General features: G+C 62.3%; 19 protein-coding genes and 1 pseudogene. 15 read left to right on the top strand and 5 right to left on the bottom strand.

The features are described from left to right. Positions 1-109: 109 nt before the first annotated feature. Positions 110-361, top strand: a pseudogene (locus HLH48_RS21535) (ATP-binding domain-containing protein); the annotation flags it as partial. Positions 362-562: 201 nt separating this feature from the next. Here the strand turns inward: HLH48_RS21535 and HLH48_RS21540 are convergent. Further along, the gene (locus HLH48_RS21540; RefSeq protein ID WP_182999524.1) at positions 563-1,810 is read right to left on the bottom strand and encodes a HEPN-associated N-terminal domain-containing protein; all 1,248 of its coding nucleotides are present in this window, start codon (positions 1,808-1,810) and stop codon (positions 563-565) included. A gap of 931 nt (positions 1,811-2,741) precedes the next feature. Here HLH48_RS21540 and istA point away from each other — a divergent pair. Together istA and istB are read left to right on the top strand one after the other, a co-directional pair. Next, the gene (gene istA, locus HLH48_RS21545; protein WP_182999525.1) at positions 2,742-4,229 is read left to right on the top strand and encodes an IS21 family transposase; all 1,488 of its coding nucleotides are present in this window, start codon (positions 2,742-2,744) and stop codon (positions 4,227-4,229) included. An 11-nt stretch (positions 4,230-4,240) separates the two neighbouring features. Next, a complete protein-coding gene (gene istB, locus HLH48_RS21550; protein ID WP_182999526.1) occupies positions 4,241-5,077 on the top strand; it encodes an IS21-like element helper ATPase IstB in 837 nt (278 codons plus the stop codon). Here istB and tnpC read toward each other — a convergent pair. From tnpC to tnpA, 3 genes are read right to left on the bottom strand one after another with little or no spacing between them, the layout of a single operon-like run. After that, positions 4,972-6,246: an IS66 family transposase gene (gene tnpC / locus HLH48_RS21555; protein WP_182999527.1), complete on the bottom strand. Its 1,275-nt coding sequence runs from the start codon at positions 6,244-6,246 to the stop codon at positions 4,972-4,974. The two genes, istB and tnpC, sit on opposite strands and share 106 nt — an antisense overlap. A gap of 49 nt (positions 6,247-6,295) precedes the next feature. Further along, entirely contained in the window at positions 6,296-6,643 is a 348-nt protein-coding gene (gene tnpB, locus HLH48_RS21560; RefSeq protein ID WP_182999528.1) for an IS66 family insertion sequence element accessory protein TnpB, read from the bottom strand. After that, complete coding sequence (gene tnpA, locus HLH48_RS21565) at positions 6,640-7,143, bottom strand: IS66-like element accessory protein TnpA (RefSeq protein WP_182999529.1); 504 nt, start codon at positions 7,141-7,143, stop codon at positions 6,640-6,642. Before tnpA ends, tnpB begins: the two co-directional genes overlap by 4 nt. Positions 7,144-7,253: 110 nt before the next feature. On the opposite strand from tnpA, the gene HLH48_RS21570 reads away from it, so the two are divergent. Both HLH48_RS21570 and HLH48_RS21575 read left to right on the top strand, forming a co-directional pair. Beyond that, complete coding sequence (locus HLH48_RS21570) at positions 7,254-7,475, top strand: hypothetical protein (protein WP_182999530.1); 222 nt, start codon at positions 7,254-7,256, stop codon at positions 7,473-7,475. Further along, positions 7,459-8,058 (top strand): HEPN domain-containing protein, encoded by a 600-nt coding sequence (locus HLH48_RS21575; protein ID WP_182999531.1) that lies wholly within the window; start codon positions 7,459-7,461, stop codon positions 8,056-8,058. Before HLH48_RS21570 ends, HLH48_RS21575 begins: the two co-directional genes overlap by 17 nt. Before the next feature lie 253 nt (positions 8,059-8,311). Here HLH48_RS21575 and HLH48_RS21580 read toward each other — a convergent pair whose 3' ends face one another. After that, positions 8,312-9,751 carry a DUF6880 family protein gene (locus HLH48_RS21580; RefSeq protein ID WP_182999532.1) on the bottom strand — a complete coding sequence of 480 codons (1,440 nt, stop codon included), beginning with the start codon at positions 9,749-9,751 and terminating at the stop codon, positions 8,312-8,314. A 273-nt stretch (positions 9,752-10,024) separates the two neighbouring features. On the opposite strand from HLH48_RS21580, the gene HLH48_RS21585 reads away from it, so the two are divergent. From HLH48_RS21585 to HLH48_RS21630, 10 genes are all read left to right on the top strand, one after another. Then, the gene (locus tag HLH48_RS21585) at positions 10,025-10,705 is read left to right on the top strand and encodes a DNA methyltransferase (protein ID WP_182999533.1); all 681 of its coding nucleotides are present in this window, start codon (positions 10,025-10,027) and stop codon (positions 10,703-10,705) included. Positions 10,706-11,074: 369 nt separating this feature from the next. Then, on the top strand, positions 11,075-11,491 hold the full coding sequence (locus HLH48_RS21590; protein ID WP_182999534.1) for a hypothetical protein: 417 nt from the start codon (positions 11,075-11,077) through the stop codon (positions 11,489-11,491). A gap of 650 nt (positions 11,492-12,141) precedes the next feature. After that, positions 12,142-12,459, top strand: coding sequence for a DUF736 domain-containing protein (locus tag HLH48_RS21595; RefSeq protein ID WP_182999535.1), 318 nt, complete (start codon positions 12,142-12,144; stop codon positions 12,457-12,459). A 196-nt stretch (positions 12,460-12,655) separates the two neighbouring features. Then, the gene (locus HLH48_RS21600) at positions 12,656-12,856 is read left to right on the top strand and encodes a transcriptional regulator domain-containing protein (RefSeq protein ID WP_182999536.1); all 201 of its coding nucleotides are present in this window, start codon (positions 12,656-12,658) and stop codon (positions 12,854-12,856) included. A 37-nt stretch (positions 12,857-12,893) separates the two neighbouring features. Continuing rightward, on the top strand, positions 12,894-13,433 hold the full coding sequence (locus HLH48_RS21605; protein WP_182999537.1) for a DUF2285 domain-containing protein: 540 nt from the start codon (positions 12,894-12,896) through the stop codon (positions 13,431-13,433). Positions 13,434-13,706: 273 nt separating this feature from the next. After that, on the top strand, positions 13,707-13,961 hold the full coding sequence (locus HLH48_RS21610; protein WP_182999538.1) for a helix-turn-helix transcriptional regulator: 255 nt from the start codon (positions 13,707-13,709) through the stop codon (positions 13,959-13,961). Continuing rightward, positions 13,961-15,034: a replication initiator protein A gene (locus HLH48_RS21615; protein ID WP_182999539.1), complete on the top strand. Its 1,074-nt coding sequence runs from the start codon at positions 13,961-13,963 to the stop codon at positions 15,032-15,034. The genes HLH48_RS21610 and HLH48_RS21615 overlap by 1 nt, the downstream gene beginning before the upstream one ends. After that, the gene (locus HLH48_RS21620) at positions 15,031-15,519 is read left to right on the top strand and encodes a DUF2840 domain-containing protein (RefSeq protein ID WP_182999540.1); all 489 of its coding nucleotides are present in this window, start codon (positions 15,031-15,033) and stop codon (positions 15,517-15,519) included. The genes HLH48_RS21615 and HLH48_RS21620 overlap by 4 nt, the downstream gene beginning before the upstream one ends. Next, positions 15,516-16,073, top strand: coding sequence for a S26 family signal peptidase (locus HLH48_RS21625; RefSeq protein ID WP_182999541.1), 558 nt, complete (start codon positions 15,516-15,518; stop codon positions 16,071-16,073). The genes HLH48_RS21620 and HLH48_RS21625 overlap by 4 nt, the downstream gene beginning before the upstream one ends. 1 nt (position 16,074) lies before the next feature. Then, a partial coding sequence (locus HLH48_RS21630) for a DUF736 domain-containing protein (protein WP_182999542.1) occupies positions 16,075-16,371 on the top strand: 297 nt, incomplete at its 3' end.

Here is a 16,371-nt window from a genome sequence, read left to right on the forward strand (position 1 = left end):
TATTTGGGGAACGATCGTCCTGGCGGGGGCATGCCCCCGCCAGGACGATCCTCGGTCAAACTGGGGAAATTTCAGCCAGCCGTTTTGGGGAGATTACATCCAGCACTGACAACTGGTGCTGGCCTACGCGACGACTATCCACAAAAGCCAGGGATCGGAATATCCGGCGGTGGTCATCCCGCTGGTGACGCAGCATTACGCCATGCTGGCGCGGAACCTGCTCTATACCGGCGTCACACGGGGGCGGAAACTCGTCGTGTTGGTCGGGCAGAAGAAGGCGCTCGCCATCGCCGTGCGGAACCAGGGGGGAAGGCGGCGGTGGTCGAAGCTCAGGGAGTGGCTGGCGGGTGGCACCGCATGATGAGGCGCCGGGGGAGTCTCCATGTCGGCTTCCGCCTCATGCCGGACGCACGGAGCCTCGTTTTGCTTTCCGCAGAGCAGACATGTACCATTTGCCTCCTCCTGGTTTCTTTAGCGCAGCGCTATGAATTTTGATGCGACTGCGCGCCGTGACATTCTCGTATTGCTGGCAATTCGGCCGCCCTCATCTTCGCGCATCTGATTATGAATCCAGCGTGGAATTCTTTAAGATTTTCCTTTTCGAGCTGCGCGAGTGATGCGTTACTCCAGTGAGTTTGAGCGTGTAGCCGATTTTTGGCTTCCGCCACTGCTCGTTTTCGACTTGTTCGGCAGAAAGATCACCTGCGTTGGGCTCGACACCATGCTCGTCTATGAATAAGACGTAGCAGATGCCGCTTTTGTTGCGGGCGCTGCGATACTTGATCCCGTCAACCCGTCCACCGCCTAGCTTGACGTCTCTAAGATATTCGGTGATGACCTGCGTCGGGACGTAGTCGATGTGAATGCGATCATCGCGTTCAATCGGGCTTGAGAAGTCTTTCAAGAACCGGCTCATGAAGAGAGCCCAATCGTAATCAGAACCATCGGTCATATCGAAGATACTCGGAGCCCGAACATTGGTGAGATCGAGTACGTTTAGAGATCGTAGGGTAGTGAACGAACCGATGGCGTAGAGCTGTGGTAGATCGGGCATCTCGGCCAATGTTGTGTTCTTGTCATCGCTACCATAAAACATCGGGATTCCAGCTGGGCTCATGCGGTTTTGCTTGGCAAGCCGGTTTGGAGGAGGCCCAAGCTCCCGGGCCTTAGTGAACCGCTCGGCTTTAGCTGCTCGCGGACGGCACCGCAAGATCTCGGTGCCCTTGGGAATTTTGACAATTAACCCATTATTCGAACAGCGTCGCCCGAATTCCACAAGCATAGAGCTAGGGTCGAGGTCTTCTCGATCCCGCTCCGCTTCCTCCAGACGGGTGAAGAAAAAGCGCCGCTGAAATTTGACCGAGTTGACGAACCGGTCCCACCCCCATTGAAGCACCTGGGCGTCCGTTGCCGACCAAGGTTCGATGCTGCTCCAGTCCCAGAACGGGAAGGCACTGAGAATATCTTGGTAAAGTTCGCCCGAATCATCGTTGGACAACTCTACATATTCCTGCAGGAGGTCGTCCGTATCCTGAGTCTCGTTGATGTAGCGATCGTCCTCGTTGTCCCAGCTACAGCCAGACGCCCATGCCTCGCCATAGCGGGATGAGATAGCTTCGAACATGCGCTCGATGACCCCGTCGATAGGAGCCGCGATTTTCTTGCTCCGGCTCCGCTTGCCGCAGTAGCTGCAGCGTCGGCTCCTAACATTGTCGTCAATAAACGCTTTCAGATGATCGTCGTCGAAGCAGTCAGAACACACAAATTTTTCGGGGTAACTGGCCTGGATATCGCTCTCGTCGTAGTCCATCTTCTTACCTAGTGCTGTGTGGGATCCTTCAAAACGCGCCGAACTGTCCAACTTTAGCCAAATCGCGGCACAAAAATGGGAGACAGCATGCAACCGGTCAACGTTTCATCCGCTTCGGTTGAAGGCGCAACTTAACGGACGGGCGGTTAACGCCTCATCTCGGTCATACGTGCCCTCGAAGAGCCGCCCTCATAGCGGACATGAGCAGCACGATCTCTCGCGACCAAGTTGGGCCAATTGTCGGCTGACCGGTTCCGAGCAATCGCCGCGATATAGCTGTCCTTCCATGTCGCAAAACCGAGCGGACGGATGCCAGCGAAAGCTGGCCGTCCATGGCTTTCGCCGCTTCCATTCCCAGGATACGCTCGCTACCGATAGAGAAATTAGCTTTTGGGGGTCCGATGTCGACGAGAATTGCCATTTTCAATCATAAAGGCGGGACCGGGAAAACCGTCTCCGCGTATAACATAGGCTGGAAGCTGACAGAGCACGGAAGTGGGGTGGTGCACGGTTTTCTGAGACAACCTGAAGCGCTACGAACCTTGTGAAGGGAAGTAGCCAATGGACAGCAAAACTGACGAGCAGACGGGCAGGATGGACCAGGGTGCTGGTGCCCCACGCGCCCAGGAAGCTGGGAGGACAGGCAAACGGTTCTCGGCGAAAAGGAAGCTCGGGGCGGTTCAGCGTCTCCTGCGGGGTGAAAGTCTGGATACGGTCTCGCGGGATCTGCAGGTGCCGGCACATAGGCTGTCGGAATGGCGGGACCATGTGCTTGCCAGAGCGGAAGACGTCCTGACGGACCGTGAACGCGATGGGCGGGATGAAGTGTGTAGGGCGGTGACAAACCCGGCCACGGTAGCGCCGGCATAAGTGCCGGTGCGGCGGAGAGAAATCCTGCCAGTGGTAAGCTGCTCCATTTGGGGCGGCGAGGATGTTTGCCTTGGAGAGCTACGCGGCCGTTCGGCGTTTCGTGTTCGTGGAAGGTCATAGCCGCCGGGAGGCGGCGAAGGTGTTCGGTCTGAGCCGGGACACGGTGGCGAAGATGTGTGCGTTCTCGCTGCCGCCGGGCTACCGGCGCGCGAAACCGCCGGAGAAGCCGAAGCTGGGGCCGCTGTTGCCGGTCATCGACGCCATGCTGCGCGAGGACCGCCTGTCGCCGGCCAAGCAGCAGCACACTGCCAAGCGGATCTTCGAGCGGCTGCGCGACGAGCATGGCTATGTCGGCGGCTACACGGTGGTGAAGGACTATGTGCGGCAGAGCCGGGCCCGCAGCCGTGAGACGTTTGTGCCGCTGGCGCACCCGCCGGGCCATGCCCAGGTCGACTTCGGCGAGGCGTGGGCCGAGATCGGCGGCGCGCGGCAGAAGGTCCATTATTTCTGCATGGACCTGCCGCACTCGGATGCGTGTTTCGTGAAGGCGTATCCGCGCGAGACAACCGAGGCGTTCCTGGACGGCCATGTTTCGGCCTTTGCCTTCTTCGGCGGCGTGCCGCTGTCCATCCTATACGACAATCTGAAGATCGCGGTGGCGAGGATCTGCGGGGACGGCAAGCGCGAGCGCACGCGGGCTTTCACCGAACTGGTCAGCCACTATCTGTTCGCCGACCGCTTCGGCCGGCCCGGCAAGGGCAATGACAAGGGGAAGGTCGAAGCGCTGGTGAAGCATGCCCGCGCGATGTTCATGGTGCCCATTCCCGTGGCGGCTAGCTTCGACGAGCTGAACGAGCGCCTGGCGAAGGACTGCCTGGCCCGACAGGACGGGCATGTCGGGCGCCATGCCGACACCATCGCCGAGCGGCTCGTCGCCGACCGGCTGGCTTTCCGGGCCTTGCCGGCGGTGCCGCTGGAGCCGTGCGAGAAGCGGTCGGCGCGCGTGTCGTCGACGGCACTGGTGCGCTACCGGACCAACGACTATTCGGTGCCGACCGTCTACGGCTTCCGCGACGTCCTGGTGAAGGGGTTCGTCGACCAGGTGGTCATCAGCATCGCCGGCGAGGAGATCGCCCGGCACCCGCGCAGCTATGGCGAGGGCGCGTTCGTCGCCAACCCGCTGCACTATCTCGCGCTCATCGAGCAGAAGCCCGGCGCGCTCGACCAGGCGGCCGCGTTGCAGGGCTGGGATCTGCCCGAGATCTTCCAGCATCTGCGCCACCTTCTGGAAGCCCGTATGGGCAACAAGGGGAAGCGTGAGTTCATCCAGGTGCTGCGGCTGCTCGAAGCCCTGCCGCTCGCCATCGTCACCGACGCGGTGACGCAGGCCGTACAGCTCGGCGCCGTCAGCTTCGACGCGGTGAAGCTCATCGCGCTGGCGCGTATCGAGCGGCGACCACCCCGTCTCGACCTGGCCGCCTATCCGCACCTGCCCAGGACGGACGTGAAGACGACCCGGGCGGCGGACTATGGGGTGCTGGCGGCATGACGACCAACAGGATGCCGACCGGCACGACCGGCGGGGCACCGCAGGTGCTGCTCGCCCACCACCTCAAGCAGCTCAAGCTGCCGACCGTGCTGCGCGAATATGAGAAGGTCGCGCGCGAATGCGCCCGCGACGGTATCGACCACCCGCGCTACCTGCTGCGCCTCATCGAGCTCGAGCTCATCGACCGGGAGCGCCGCACGGTCGAACGGCGGATCCGCGCCGCCCGCTTCCCGGCGGTGAAGAGCCTCGACACCTTCGACTTCACCGCCATCCCCAGCCTCAACAAGATGCTGGTGCTCGAACTCGCCCGCTCGGAATATATCCTGCGCCGGGAGAACGTCATCGCGCTGGGCAACAGCGGCACGGGCAAGACGCATGTCGCCCTCGCCCTCGGCCTGGCGGCTTGCCAGAAGGGTTTCACCGTTGCCTTCACGACCGCCGCCTCGCTGGTCAACCAGCTGATGGAGGCGCGCGACGAGCGACGCCTGCTCAAACTCCAGCGGGAACTGGCGGCCGTGAAGCTGCTCATCGTCGACGAGCTCGGCTACGTGCCGCTGTCGGCGACCGGCGCCGAACTGCTCTTCGAGGTGCTGTCGCAGCGATACGAGCGCGGCTCGACCATCATCACGTCGAACCTGCCGTTCGAGGACTGGACCCAGGTTCTCGCCTCCGAGCGGCTCACCGGTGCGCTACTCGACCGGCTCACCCACCACGTCTCCATCCTCACCATGAACGGCGACAGCTACCGCCTCAAACAGTCCGCCGGCCGGCGCTCCGCCAGAAGGGCGGAGCAAAACCAGGCCACTGTGTCGGCCGACCCGGACACCGACGGCTTTATCCCGCCATAGCCGGGAGAAAACGGTCGCGACGATATGGAAAGGGCCCCGATCGGGGCCCTTTCCATATCGTCATCGCGCCTCGACGCTGGCCCGCTTTTACTCCGCCACGGTGGCCGGATTTTGCTCCGCCGTTGACAGTCCTTGTTACCAAAAAGCTTTTCGTAGCCCACGTATGCATCCGAGTGCAGCCAGCCGGCGTAATGCTCAAGATGGGTTCGAGGCCGCTCACCTTTGCGGTCGGCGCTGTAGCAATACAGCATCGCCGGCGGCTCGTTGCTTCCCCAGGTGGCGGGATCGTGGCCGTAGCACCAGATGCGGGCCTCTTTCGTCTTTCCCCGGCCCGGCGCCAGCACCTTGATGGGGGTGTCGTCCGTCCACAGGACATCGCAACTCATGACGTAGGCCTGGATGCGATCCCGCAGCGGTTCCAGCCACCACGCGCCGTGTCCGATCCAGTCGGCGAGCGTGCTGCGATCGATCTCCACGCCGTCGCGTGCGAGGATCGCCGACTGACGATGCAACGGCAGGCCGTCCCAGTATTTCGCGACAATCACGCTTGCAATCAAGCTGGCGGAGGCGCGTCCTTTCTCGATCGGCAGTTCCGGCGCAGCCGCCTGGAAAATCTTTTCGCACGAGCGACAGGCCAGGCGGGGGCGGACATAGCGCAAAACCTTCAGCGGCGCCGCGATCTTCTCCAGCACTTCCGTCACGTCCTCGCCGATGCGCACAAGCCCGTCGGGATTGCACTGCCCACACGCACAAATGATGGTGGGGGCCAACTCGATCACCTCACGCGGCAGGTGCTCGGGCAGCGGCCGGCGGATGGCCTTGCGGCGTGGCGTGGATGCTTCGCCCTTTTCGCGCTCCCGGGCCGCCCGTTCGGCACTGGCCTCGGCCAGCGTCTCCTCAAGGTCGTCGAGCACCAGTTCGAGCTGGTCCATCTCCTTCTGGTGACGTTCGGATTTCTGCCCGTATTTCTGCCGCCGCATCAGGGCCAGTTGTTCCCGTGTGCGCTCGATCTGCACCTGCAGGGCCGCACAGCGCGATTCCGCGAGGGCCAGTTTGTCTTCGGCAACGGCAAGCTTCTGCTCGGCGGCGCTCAGGGCATGCCGGGCCGCCGCGAGTTCCACCCGGAGCGCGGCCAGTTCCTCAGCCTCACCGGGGTTCGGACTGGACATGCTCCGATCATACCGCACAGGGAGGCCCGGTACAAGTAGTCTGGCCCGTTCAGCCGACCACCTGCGGCCTTGCCGTCCAGGCCGTGGCGCGCCAGTCGATGGCTTCAACGAGCATCGCCATCTGACCCGTCGTCAGGGACACCGAGCCATCTTTGGCCTGGGGCCACACGAACGTCCCCCGATCGAGGCGTTTCATCGCCAGACACATTCCCTGCCGATCCCAAAAAAGAACTTTGATCGTATCGCCCCTGCGACCCCGGAAAATATAGATCGAGCCATCGTGGGGGTCTTTTCCCAGCGTAGTCTGCACCTGCAGCGCCAGGGAATGGATCCCCCGCCTCATGTCCGTCACACCACAGGCCAGCCAGATCCGGACCTCTCCCGACGGCCAGATCATGACTGTTTCAATCCATGAACCAGTCGGCAGAGCATATCGGGATCGCAGGACCCATCAAACCGGATGCTGACACCGTCAGGCAACGTGATTTCCAATCCGCCAGGGGTGTTCAAGCCCTTGCACGGCACCGTCCTGCCAAAAGCGGCAGGGCCAACATGAACCGGAATGAAACCTTCCGCGTTCGTGCTCCCGGTCAGATTCTTCCGCCACGTATAAAGTTGCCCCGAGGAAACGCCATACCGACTCGCTACCGCCAGCCGGCACGCTCCTGGAGCAAAGGCCTCCATCACAATGCGCTGCTTGTCGTCATCGCTCCAGACGCGTCGACGAACAATCCGGGGCCGGATCTCAATCTCAGCCGGCCCGTCGGCAAAACCATAACCCGAAGTCGTACGAGCGCTCGTATGTCCGCTATTACGACCGCTCGTACGACCCAGAGCCTCCCACGGAACCGCAACGCCATCCCCTTCGCCCTCGTCCGTCAAATCCGCATTCTTCATGCCATCGTTCTCCATCGAGAATTCGACGACATCTTCCCCCACCAACCGGTCGACCGCTATGTGGGGATCAGCTCTCGCTTACGGACAAACTCGCCGCCGACAATAAGGGCTTGTATGCCTTGGCGCGTATACCAGATTTTCAGGGTCTCATTCACACAGCAAATCTTGCTGATCTTCCAATTTTCAAACTTGATGACGCAGCTTTAAAGGCTGACGACATTCAGGGTATTGTCAAAGAAAAGGCCGTAAAAAACATCGAATCTTTCGATGTAATTTATGAAGCAATTGCTTCCAAGATAGAGATGCTTTCTAGCAATGACTGCCGCATTTGAGAGATTTGAAGAGCACATTCAACAATGTGCGGAAGCAATCGAAATCTATAATCATCTTAAGGGAGTTGGTTACGCGGCGGACTTTAGCCTAAGATTTGTTTGGGTAGCATCAATTTCTGCGCTCGACTACTACATCTCGGAATTGATCGTCGAGAAGGGAACGCTTCATTTTGCCAATGGCATCCCGCTATGCCCGAAGCTATTGAATGAAACGGTGCCTATGGCGTCTCTCCTCGCTTTGCACTCGGTAACGCCTTCGCAGCAGGTTCTTGAGTTTAGAAAGATTATTTCGCTGGCTGTGAAATTCCGAACATTTCAGAAGGCTGATGACGTAGCCGACGGGCTCTCTTTCGTTTGGAACGAACAGCACAAGTGGAATGCGATCGCTGATAAGCTTGGCGTTGAAAATAAGTCTGCAAAACGTAAACTAAATAGTATCGCGTATCGCCGCGATATGATTGTTCACAATGCCGACTTTGATGAAGCTAGTGGCGTCCTTCGCGCCTGCGATCCAGATCAAGCGCGGCAGGCTTCGGAATATATCCGTACCGTCGTGCAAGCAATCGATGAACTCGTTCCTTGATTTATTATTCGTTTCGCCGATGCTGGATGAAACTTTTCCGAAAGGTTACACTTGGGCTTTGTTCCCAGACCGATTTCTATTCCTCTCGGCGGTAGGATGACCGTGAACGTCCGGTAATGAGCGCGAAGATTGGTGCAGCAAGCGACCGCCATGGGTGCACAGTGGCTGTCACATGTCGTCGGGCGAACGGCTCGAAACATTGTCTGGGCGCTCCAGAGCGGCCGGACCGCTTACCCCCTCATTGCTGCCCTTCCTATTCTTTGACCAATGACCAAAATCCGAGCTTGCGCTTATGTTTCGCTTCCAACCGGGTCATGAAGGTTTCATGGGTTTCCATTCCATCCGCAGCGGTCAGCATGGGTGCAAGAAGTCGGCAGGAGGCGAGATCCTTCGCGGCGTAGGCGTAGTAGCGGGAAAGCGCCTTCTCAAGAACCGCTTCGACCAGCAGGCGGTAAAGCAGGGTCGCCTCATAGGGATACGTTTCAGACAGACGATCCGCCGCAGGGCGTAATGTTCCGTAATCACGTCCATCCAGTTCCGCAGTGTGCTCCCGCACGAGACGGGCGGCGGCGTCGAGTGCTGGCCATTCCAGCAGGGTGGAAAGGGCAACGCTTCTGACCGGAAAATTCCTGATGTGATCGAGCGCCTGTTCCTCGGCATCGATCGCATCATAATCACTGAGATGGCGTTGATACGCCTGCCAGTGTGGCAGGCTCAATCGTTCCCGAAAGATTTTCCATCGCAGGGACTGGGCCTTGTTGCGGTCTCCGACGACTTCGCATGCTTCGATCCGGAGATCATCGTTTCCCCTGCGGAACCGGGACTCTTCATCCGTCTCCCGGTCGAGCCATTCGAGCGCTTCCTGGGGCCGTCTCTTGTCCAGCAGGCGTCTGGCAACATCGCTGATATGGGCGGATTGGTGATCGCTCAGTCCGACAGCTTCGATATAGGCATCGACGTCATCCATGGCGTCAGCCAGATCTCTGAGATGACGAAGGGCCTGCATGCGTGCGATGTCGGCACGATAATCCTCTCTTCCCCGGGAGGCAGGGAGGTCGTGCAGTCGTGTGAGGAGCGTGGTCCTGAGCATTGCCGCACCTGATGCGCCAAGAGCCTCGCCGCATGAGGTGAGCAACCGGTCACAGGTTCCATACCCATCGATGTCGAGAAGCGTCAGCAGATCCCCGACGATGGAGGCGAGATCACGGCCAGACTGTCGTCCCCAGAGCGCGCCGAGATCAGAGGCTGCCTCCCGAAACACATCTGACAGATAACCGGAACTGTCATCTGAGCGTTCATAGACGGAAGGGGCAAGTTCCACGAGCAGGCGCATGGCCGAAATAGCCTGCCCGATATCCGTTGTAGCGACGTCGTCAAGAATGGATTGCCGTAAGGTATCGAGTTCGGCTGCGAGGGGCCTGATCCGGTCCCAGGGCAGGAATCCACGGGATCGCTGGATCGTGCGCAGTCTCTTCTCGATCTCCTTGCCGAGTTTGTCCTTCGCATGAGTCGCCGTCAGCGCCATGCGCAGCTTCCGGGTGAGCCCGGCGTCCTGCTCCGCCAAGTCCACCAGAAGATCCGCCAGCCGATCCGCGCCAAGGGCCTTCAGATTCTCTTTCGTAACGGTCGTGCCGACTTTCGCAGATGCGGCGGACTTACGGGAGACGGGTTTCGCAGACGGAGTTTGAGCCATGAAAAGAGATTATGACGATGACACGGGGGGCGCAATAAAATGCCCCCGCCCGGTAAAAGAAGAAAAGAGCTAATGGCTCCGCCCTCGCGCCGGCAAGGATGCGCGCCTTTGGCGCCGTCCGGGCAGGTATCCCCAATCTTCCTGCGCTGCGCTCCGTGCAGATTGGGCGAAACCCCCCTCCGGCCCGGCCGTCCTTGCCGTTGCTACCCCGCTGCTCGCCGCGAGGCAGAGGAACAGCGGGGGCTGTTCCTCGCGGAACAAGGGGTAGAGACCATGACCGGCAACACGAACACGACGACCGATTTCCGCAACACCATCCTCAATGGCGACAGCGTGCAGCTCATGCGGGCGCTGCCCCGCAATGCGGTGGACTTCATCCTGACAGACCCGCCTTACCTGGTGAACTACAAGGGTAGGGACGGGCGGAAGGTTCGCAACGACGACAATGCGGGCTGGCTCCGGCCCGCCTTCAACCAGATGCACCGTGTCCTGAAATGGGGCGGGTTCGCTGTTAGCTTTTACGGATGGAACCGCATCGACCTGTTCGCCGATGCCTGGAAGGCGGCCGGGTTTCGCATGGTCGGTCATATCGTCTTTCACAAGTCTTATTCATCTTCTTCCCGGTTTCTCCGGTATGAACATGAAAGCGCCTACCTGCTGGCCAAGGGAAACGTCACACCCCCGGCAAGCCCCATCCCGGACGTGATCGACATGCCGTATTCGGGCAACAAACTGCACCCGACCCAGAAGCCGGTGGCAGCACTCCTTCCCCTGGTGGAAGCCTTCTGCCCGAAGGGCGGACTGGTCATGGACCCGTTTGCCGGCTCCGGTTCGTCTTTGGTGGCGGCGCAGCATCTTGGCCGCGACTGGCTGGGTATGGAACTGGACCCGGACCACGCGGCGACGGCGACCCGCCGACTAGCCTGGCACGGGACGGCGAGGGTGGCGGCGTAAGCCGTCCCCCCTTCTTCACCTCACCGGACGGTCGAGCGGGCGGAAAATCGCGCCGGTCCTGATGGACCGGCGGCGGGCACGCGCTGCAACCCTGCCGTGCGGCGCTCGCCGGCATGGCCGGCTCGCGGATAGGGTGGCCGGAAAGGGGATGTTCCTGGTTCCGTGGCCCCAATGCTGCCAAGACAACGCGCCGCGTCCACGGCGCGAGCGGAAAGCGCCAACAGGGGGCGCCTCGGTCATAGTCCGGCGCGCTCCGCGCGCTGTCCCGATCGTGAAACCAGCGTAGGAAAGTCCAACGCTATTCCATGGATATTCCTGAATCATCGCGGCATGTGTGGGGTGTTCCTCCTCATGGAAAGGACACGATCCATGCTGCTCGGTCTCGGTATTGTTCTCGGCTTTGCCAGTATCGGTTTCCTGTGCTGGCTGCTGTTTCTGTGCGCGGTGTATGCCGCCCCCCTGTTTGTGGTGGCGATGGCCTGCACCATGCTCTACAATCATGCCATGATGTCTGGTGCCCATGTCATCCTCACGGGCATCGCCGCCGGGATCATGGTGCTGGCGTCCGGTCAGGCGATCCTCGCCTTCTCGCGCGATCCCGCCCTGCGGGTTGCGGTATCGATGCTGCTCGCCCTGCCGGCCGCGCTGGCGGGGTTCGGCACGACGCTGGGCTTCTGTGGCATGGGCGACATGAGCGCCATCCCGGCCTACCTTTTCGCGACGTTCGGCGCGTTGTGCGTCGGTGGGGCGGCATGGACACGGCTCTGCGCCATCCAGCCCGCGTAAGTTGCCGGTGGCAGGATACCTGATCCGGCCGGGTCCAAAAGGTCAGCGTGGGGCTGTCAGTCCCCGTTGCGTGGGCGCGGGCGGATCAGGGTTCAGGGTAGGGCAGTGCCTTTCCTTCTGGGGTAGAAGTCGGGCACAGACACCAACCGAGATGAAACGTCAGTCAGCTTCAGTGCAGAAAACGCATGCCGTTCTGCTGGCGTGACTGGCGGCCCGGCGTCAACCTCCCGTCTGTAGAGCAGGAAGGGCAGGGAACATGATACCGGCCAGCGGGTTATCCTGGCGACGGAAACGGTTCGACCTGCCTCCTGTCTGGAAACGGATGTCCCCCGACACCCTGCGTCCCTGTCATGGAACGCAACGGACTGACCTGTCCCCCGTAACGTTGACGGCGCCGCACACCATGGCCTCTCGATATGGCCGATCTGCCCGAAGATCGGCTTCGCCTCGCCCGGCTATGGCGCAACAGCGTCCCGCAACTTTCTTCCCCTGCCGGCTGCGCCGTCATTCCGCGCGGATCAAGAAAGTTCCGTGCCGCCGTCCTCCGCGAGGCTCCGGCCTGCAAGCAGGTGCGCCGCCGGCCGTCTCCGGGCTGACGATGGCCATCGAGCCACGGTGGTCGCGGCCCGATACAGCAAGGAGACAGGACAATGATCATCGGTTCGTTCAAGAAGGTCGGCGAGGGTTACGGGGGCGAGATCGTCACCCTGATGCAGAAGATCCGCAACGTCCGCCTGGTGCCGGAAACCAACCGGGGCAGCGACAATGTCCCCAACTTCCGGGTGCAGATCGGAAAACTGGAGGCAGGCGCGGGGTGGATCAAGCACACCACGGATCGGCGCGAGTATCTCAGCGTGAAGCTGGACGACCCGACGCTTCCCGGTCCGATCTTCGCCAGCCTCTTCGAGGATGAGAACGGCGCCTTCAACCTGGTCTGGAGCCGCCCGCGCAGCCGCAACGGGGACTGATTACTTCGACGTCCCTCCCGGCAACCGGGAGGGGCTTTGGCGCCGCCGGTGTGACACCGGACGCGGACCGATCCGTCCCGGAGATCGGGTGATCTTCAAAACGGGGCTTCCCATTCCATTTGTCCAGCCCGGATACTGACCGTCCGGGCAGGCGGTGCCGCCCGTTCTCATACCAATACAAATGGGGGAGGGCGCCATGCCCGGAGCAGACTGGCAGGTCCAGGCGCAGTACCAGCATCTGCGCGACGCAACGCCGGCCGAACTCGGCTGGGAATATTTGCGGCGCAATCGTCGCTACCGCGACGAGCAACGGGCATGGTCCGAACTGGCGCCCGACGACCCACGGCAGGCGGCATTCGCCCGCCGCTGGGGGCCGCGATTTCGCCGCCGCTCCTGACCAGCCGTTCGGCGCCCTGACCCCGCTGTGGTCGCGCTTGGTCCTGCCGACGGTGCTGACCATCAGGCCGCTCGCGCCGGGCCAGACCCTGACGCCGCGCCGCCTGGACATCCATGCCCTGTCGGAGGTGCGTCTTATCGAAACGCCCGACGGGATCTACGTCTCCTGCGTCTGCGGCGGCACCACCTGGCAGCTCTGGATGGAACGGCACTGGCCCGGACAGCGCCACTACGCCTTCGACCATGCCTATGACCGTTTCACCCCGTTGCGCGCGCACGAGACCATCCGCTTCTGGCGCGTGCTCGCCGGCCTGTCCGATCCCGGCCCGTGGCATAGAATGTCTCGCCAGTCCCTCGACCGCCATATCCTCGCGCTGCGCGTGGCCGACGCCCGCGCCGCCGGCATCGGCGAACGCGTCATCGCCGAATTGCTGCTCGGCCAGCCGGTTGCCCGGTCCGCAGACTGGCCCGACCTGTCGGCGCGGGCGCAGTTCCGCCGCCTCGACAGCCTGGCGAACCGCATGATCGCGGGTGGCTATCGCGATCTCATCGGCTATCCGCTGTCCCGCCGCGTCTGAGCACGGCATTTCTCCATCGCCTGGCATCGCGTCGAGTCCCCGTGCATTCCCTTGCAGCAGCGGAGCAGAAAAGCCACGCTGCCGGAAGGGATTTTCATGCCGATGCGGCAAACGGCGGTCTTCGGCTGGCGAAACGGACGGATTTCCGTTTTGTTCCATGGACGTTTTTGTCATCGACAAAAACGTCCATCCCCGGCCCGCCGTTTGTCCAGCAGCCTCTCTCCATGCGTGCCGATGTCCCGATCCGGCGTGTCAAACGAGGGAGATCTTGTCATGACGGAAACGCCACGTCTGATGCGCGTCCGCGAGGCCGCCCGATTCCTCGGAATCGCGGTCCGCACGCTGGAAAAGCATCGCACCTACGGCACCGGCCCGCTCTACCGGAAGGTCGGGGGCCGGGTGCTCTACGCCGTCGAGGACATGATGGCCTGGACCGCCGAGGGCGCGCGTCGCTCGCCCTCGGACAAGACGTCCAGCCGGGTTTTTCCGGCCCGGCCGCTGACTCCCGCGGAACGGGAGAGCCTCTGATGCGCGGCGAGGAAAGCTGGAAGGAGCCCGACCGCCGTTTCGTGATCAGCGGTCCGGCCCGGCCGCGCGATCTGCGCGACCTCATGGAGCGGCCGTTCTTCGCCCTCGGGAAGATTCCGCGGTACGCGCCCATCCATTACCGCGCGGGCTACACCGAGGTGCATGTCATCCCGAATGAAGCTGTCGGCATAGCGACCATCTGGGACGCCGACGTGCTGATCTGGCTGGCGGGCCAGATCGTCGACGCTCTCAACCACGGCCTCTGGGTATCGCGCCATGTGCGCTTCACGCCCTGGCGGCTGTTCGCCGATCTCGGCTGGGCCGATGGCGCGCACCAGTACCGGCGCTTTCACGGCGCGCTGGCTCGCTTGGCGGCGACCACTGTCACGACGACGATCCGCAATGGCCCGAACTGGCAGGAAAAGTCGTTCACCTGGGTCAGTGACGTGCGCGTCTCCGGCGACGATGGCGTCGCCCTGACGCTGCCGGAATGGTTTCTCGATACCATCGCGGAGCCGACGCGCGTGCTCACCGTCGATGCGGCCTATTTTCGGCTGCGCGGCGGCGTCGAACGCTGGCTGTACCGGATCGCCCGCAAGCATGTCGGTCGGCAGAGGGGACAGTGGCTGTTCGAGACGGCGTTCCTGTATTCGAAATCCGGGAGCCTGATGCAACGGGGCGATTTCGCGTTGGCGCTCAGAAAAATCGCCGGAAATACGGCCTTCCCGCGCTACCGTTTCGCGGTGGTCGTTTCTCGCGGCGTGGAATATCTGCGGATTGAAACAACGGCACGATCTACCGGACCTGTGGACAAGCCTGTGCGGCGTCCCGTTGCAATAAATGTGGACGGTACCGTTGGATTACGCGACGGCATACCGTTGGATCGTTCTGAAAACCCCCATGCAACGCCTTGTCATATAACGGAATCCGACGGTCGAAACTTAGTACATAACTTAAAGAGTCTTGATAGATGTAGGGAATCGCGGTTTTTCGCGCAGCGCATTTCCGGTCGCGGGGACAAGCGAAAAAAGGCTCAGGAAGCGGTCGCGGATCGCGGGGCCGGTGTCCCATGACCGCCCGTTCTTTCCGGCCGACGGACCATGCGCTCACCACGGTCGAACTGACCTGGATCGAGAAACGCATCGAGCACTGGATCCGCTTCGGCCATCCCGTCGAGGATCGCATTCTCGACCGGCGGCGCAGGCTGATGAGCTTTGCGTCGGGTAGCGTGTTCGCCTTCATCCGCTGGGGTGCCAACGATTTCGGGACCGTGGTGTCCTGTATCGACATCGTGCGCGCGGTCGGGGCTCAGGAAGCTTGCCAGACCGTGCCCTTCGTGCGTCCCGGCGGCGAGAGCCTGCTGCGCCAGAGCGGCTGGCCGAAGGTGCGCCGGGTGCTGGAGGCCATCGACGGCGTCGAGGCGCTGGGCATCGACCCGGCCGCCGCCTGTCCCGATCACTGGCGGCATCTCCACCACCGTCTGACGGCTCGTCAGGAGCCACGCCCGTACACGCCGGAACGCCATTCGGCCTGGCTGCGCCGGAGGGAAGCGTCATGACCCGGCGCGGCTGGTTTTTCACCACCTATTTCGCCGTGCTTGGCGTCGGCGCCTCGCTGGCGGTCCACCCCGTCCCGCGCCTGGTCTGGAACGCCACGGCGAGCGTTCCGGTCGGCCTGTATCGGCTGCGTCCCGATCCCGCGCCGCGGGTCGGAGACATCGTCGCCCTGCGGCTGCCGGACGTCCCGGCGATGCTGCTGGCTCGGCGCGGCTACCTGCCGCTCGGCGTTCCGTTGCTCAAGCCCGTGGCCGCGATTGCGGGGCAGATCGTCTGCCGGTTCGGCCCGCAGGTCATAATCGACGGAACGCCCGCCGGTGACGCGAAACCTGTCGATCATCGCGGCCGTGCGCTGCCCGTCTGGCAGGGCTGCCGGCGTCTCGATCCCGGCCAGGTCTTCGTCATGAACCCGGCCGAGCCGCGCAGCCTCGACGGGCGGTATTTCGGCCTGCTTCCCGTCTCGGCAGCCATCGGACAGGCGACGCCGCTCTGGCTGCCATCCAGGCCGGAACATGCCGCCGAACCTTCCTTCACCCCTTCTGCGAAAGGACGTTGAGATGACCCAGATCGGCTTCTTCACGCGCGTTGCCGGGGGCTTTGCCGGCCGGCTGCGCACGCTCTCCCTCGACGCGGAACTGACCTTCGTGCTGGCGGAGAACAGCGGTGCCGAACACGCGCCGGATTATCGCATCCATCTCGGGGACAACGACAGCGGACCGGAGGTCGGGGCGGGCTGGAAACGCATCGGCGAACGGGCTGGCGAGTATATCTCCGTCGCCCTGGACGATCCCGTTTTCATGCAGCCGATCCGCGCCACGCTGTTCCAGACCGGGCGCGGCAAGAGCGAATGGCAA

Source organism: Gluconacetobacter sacchari (assembly GCF_014174255.1).
Lineage (GTDB): Bacteria > Pseudomonadota > Alphaproteobacteria > Acetobacterales > Acetobacteraceae > Gluconacetobacter > Gluconacetobacter sacchari.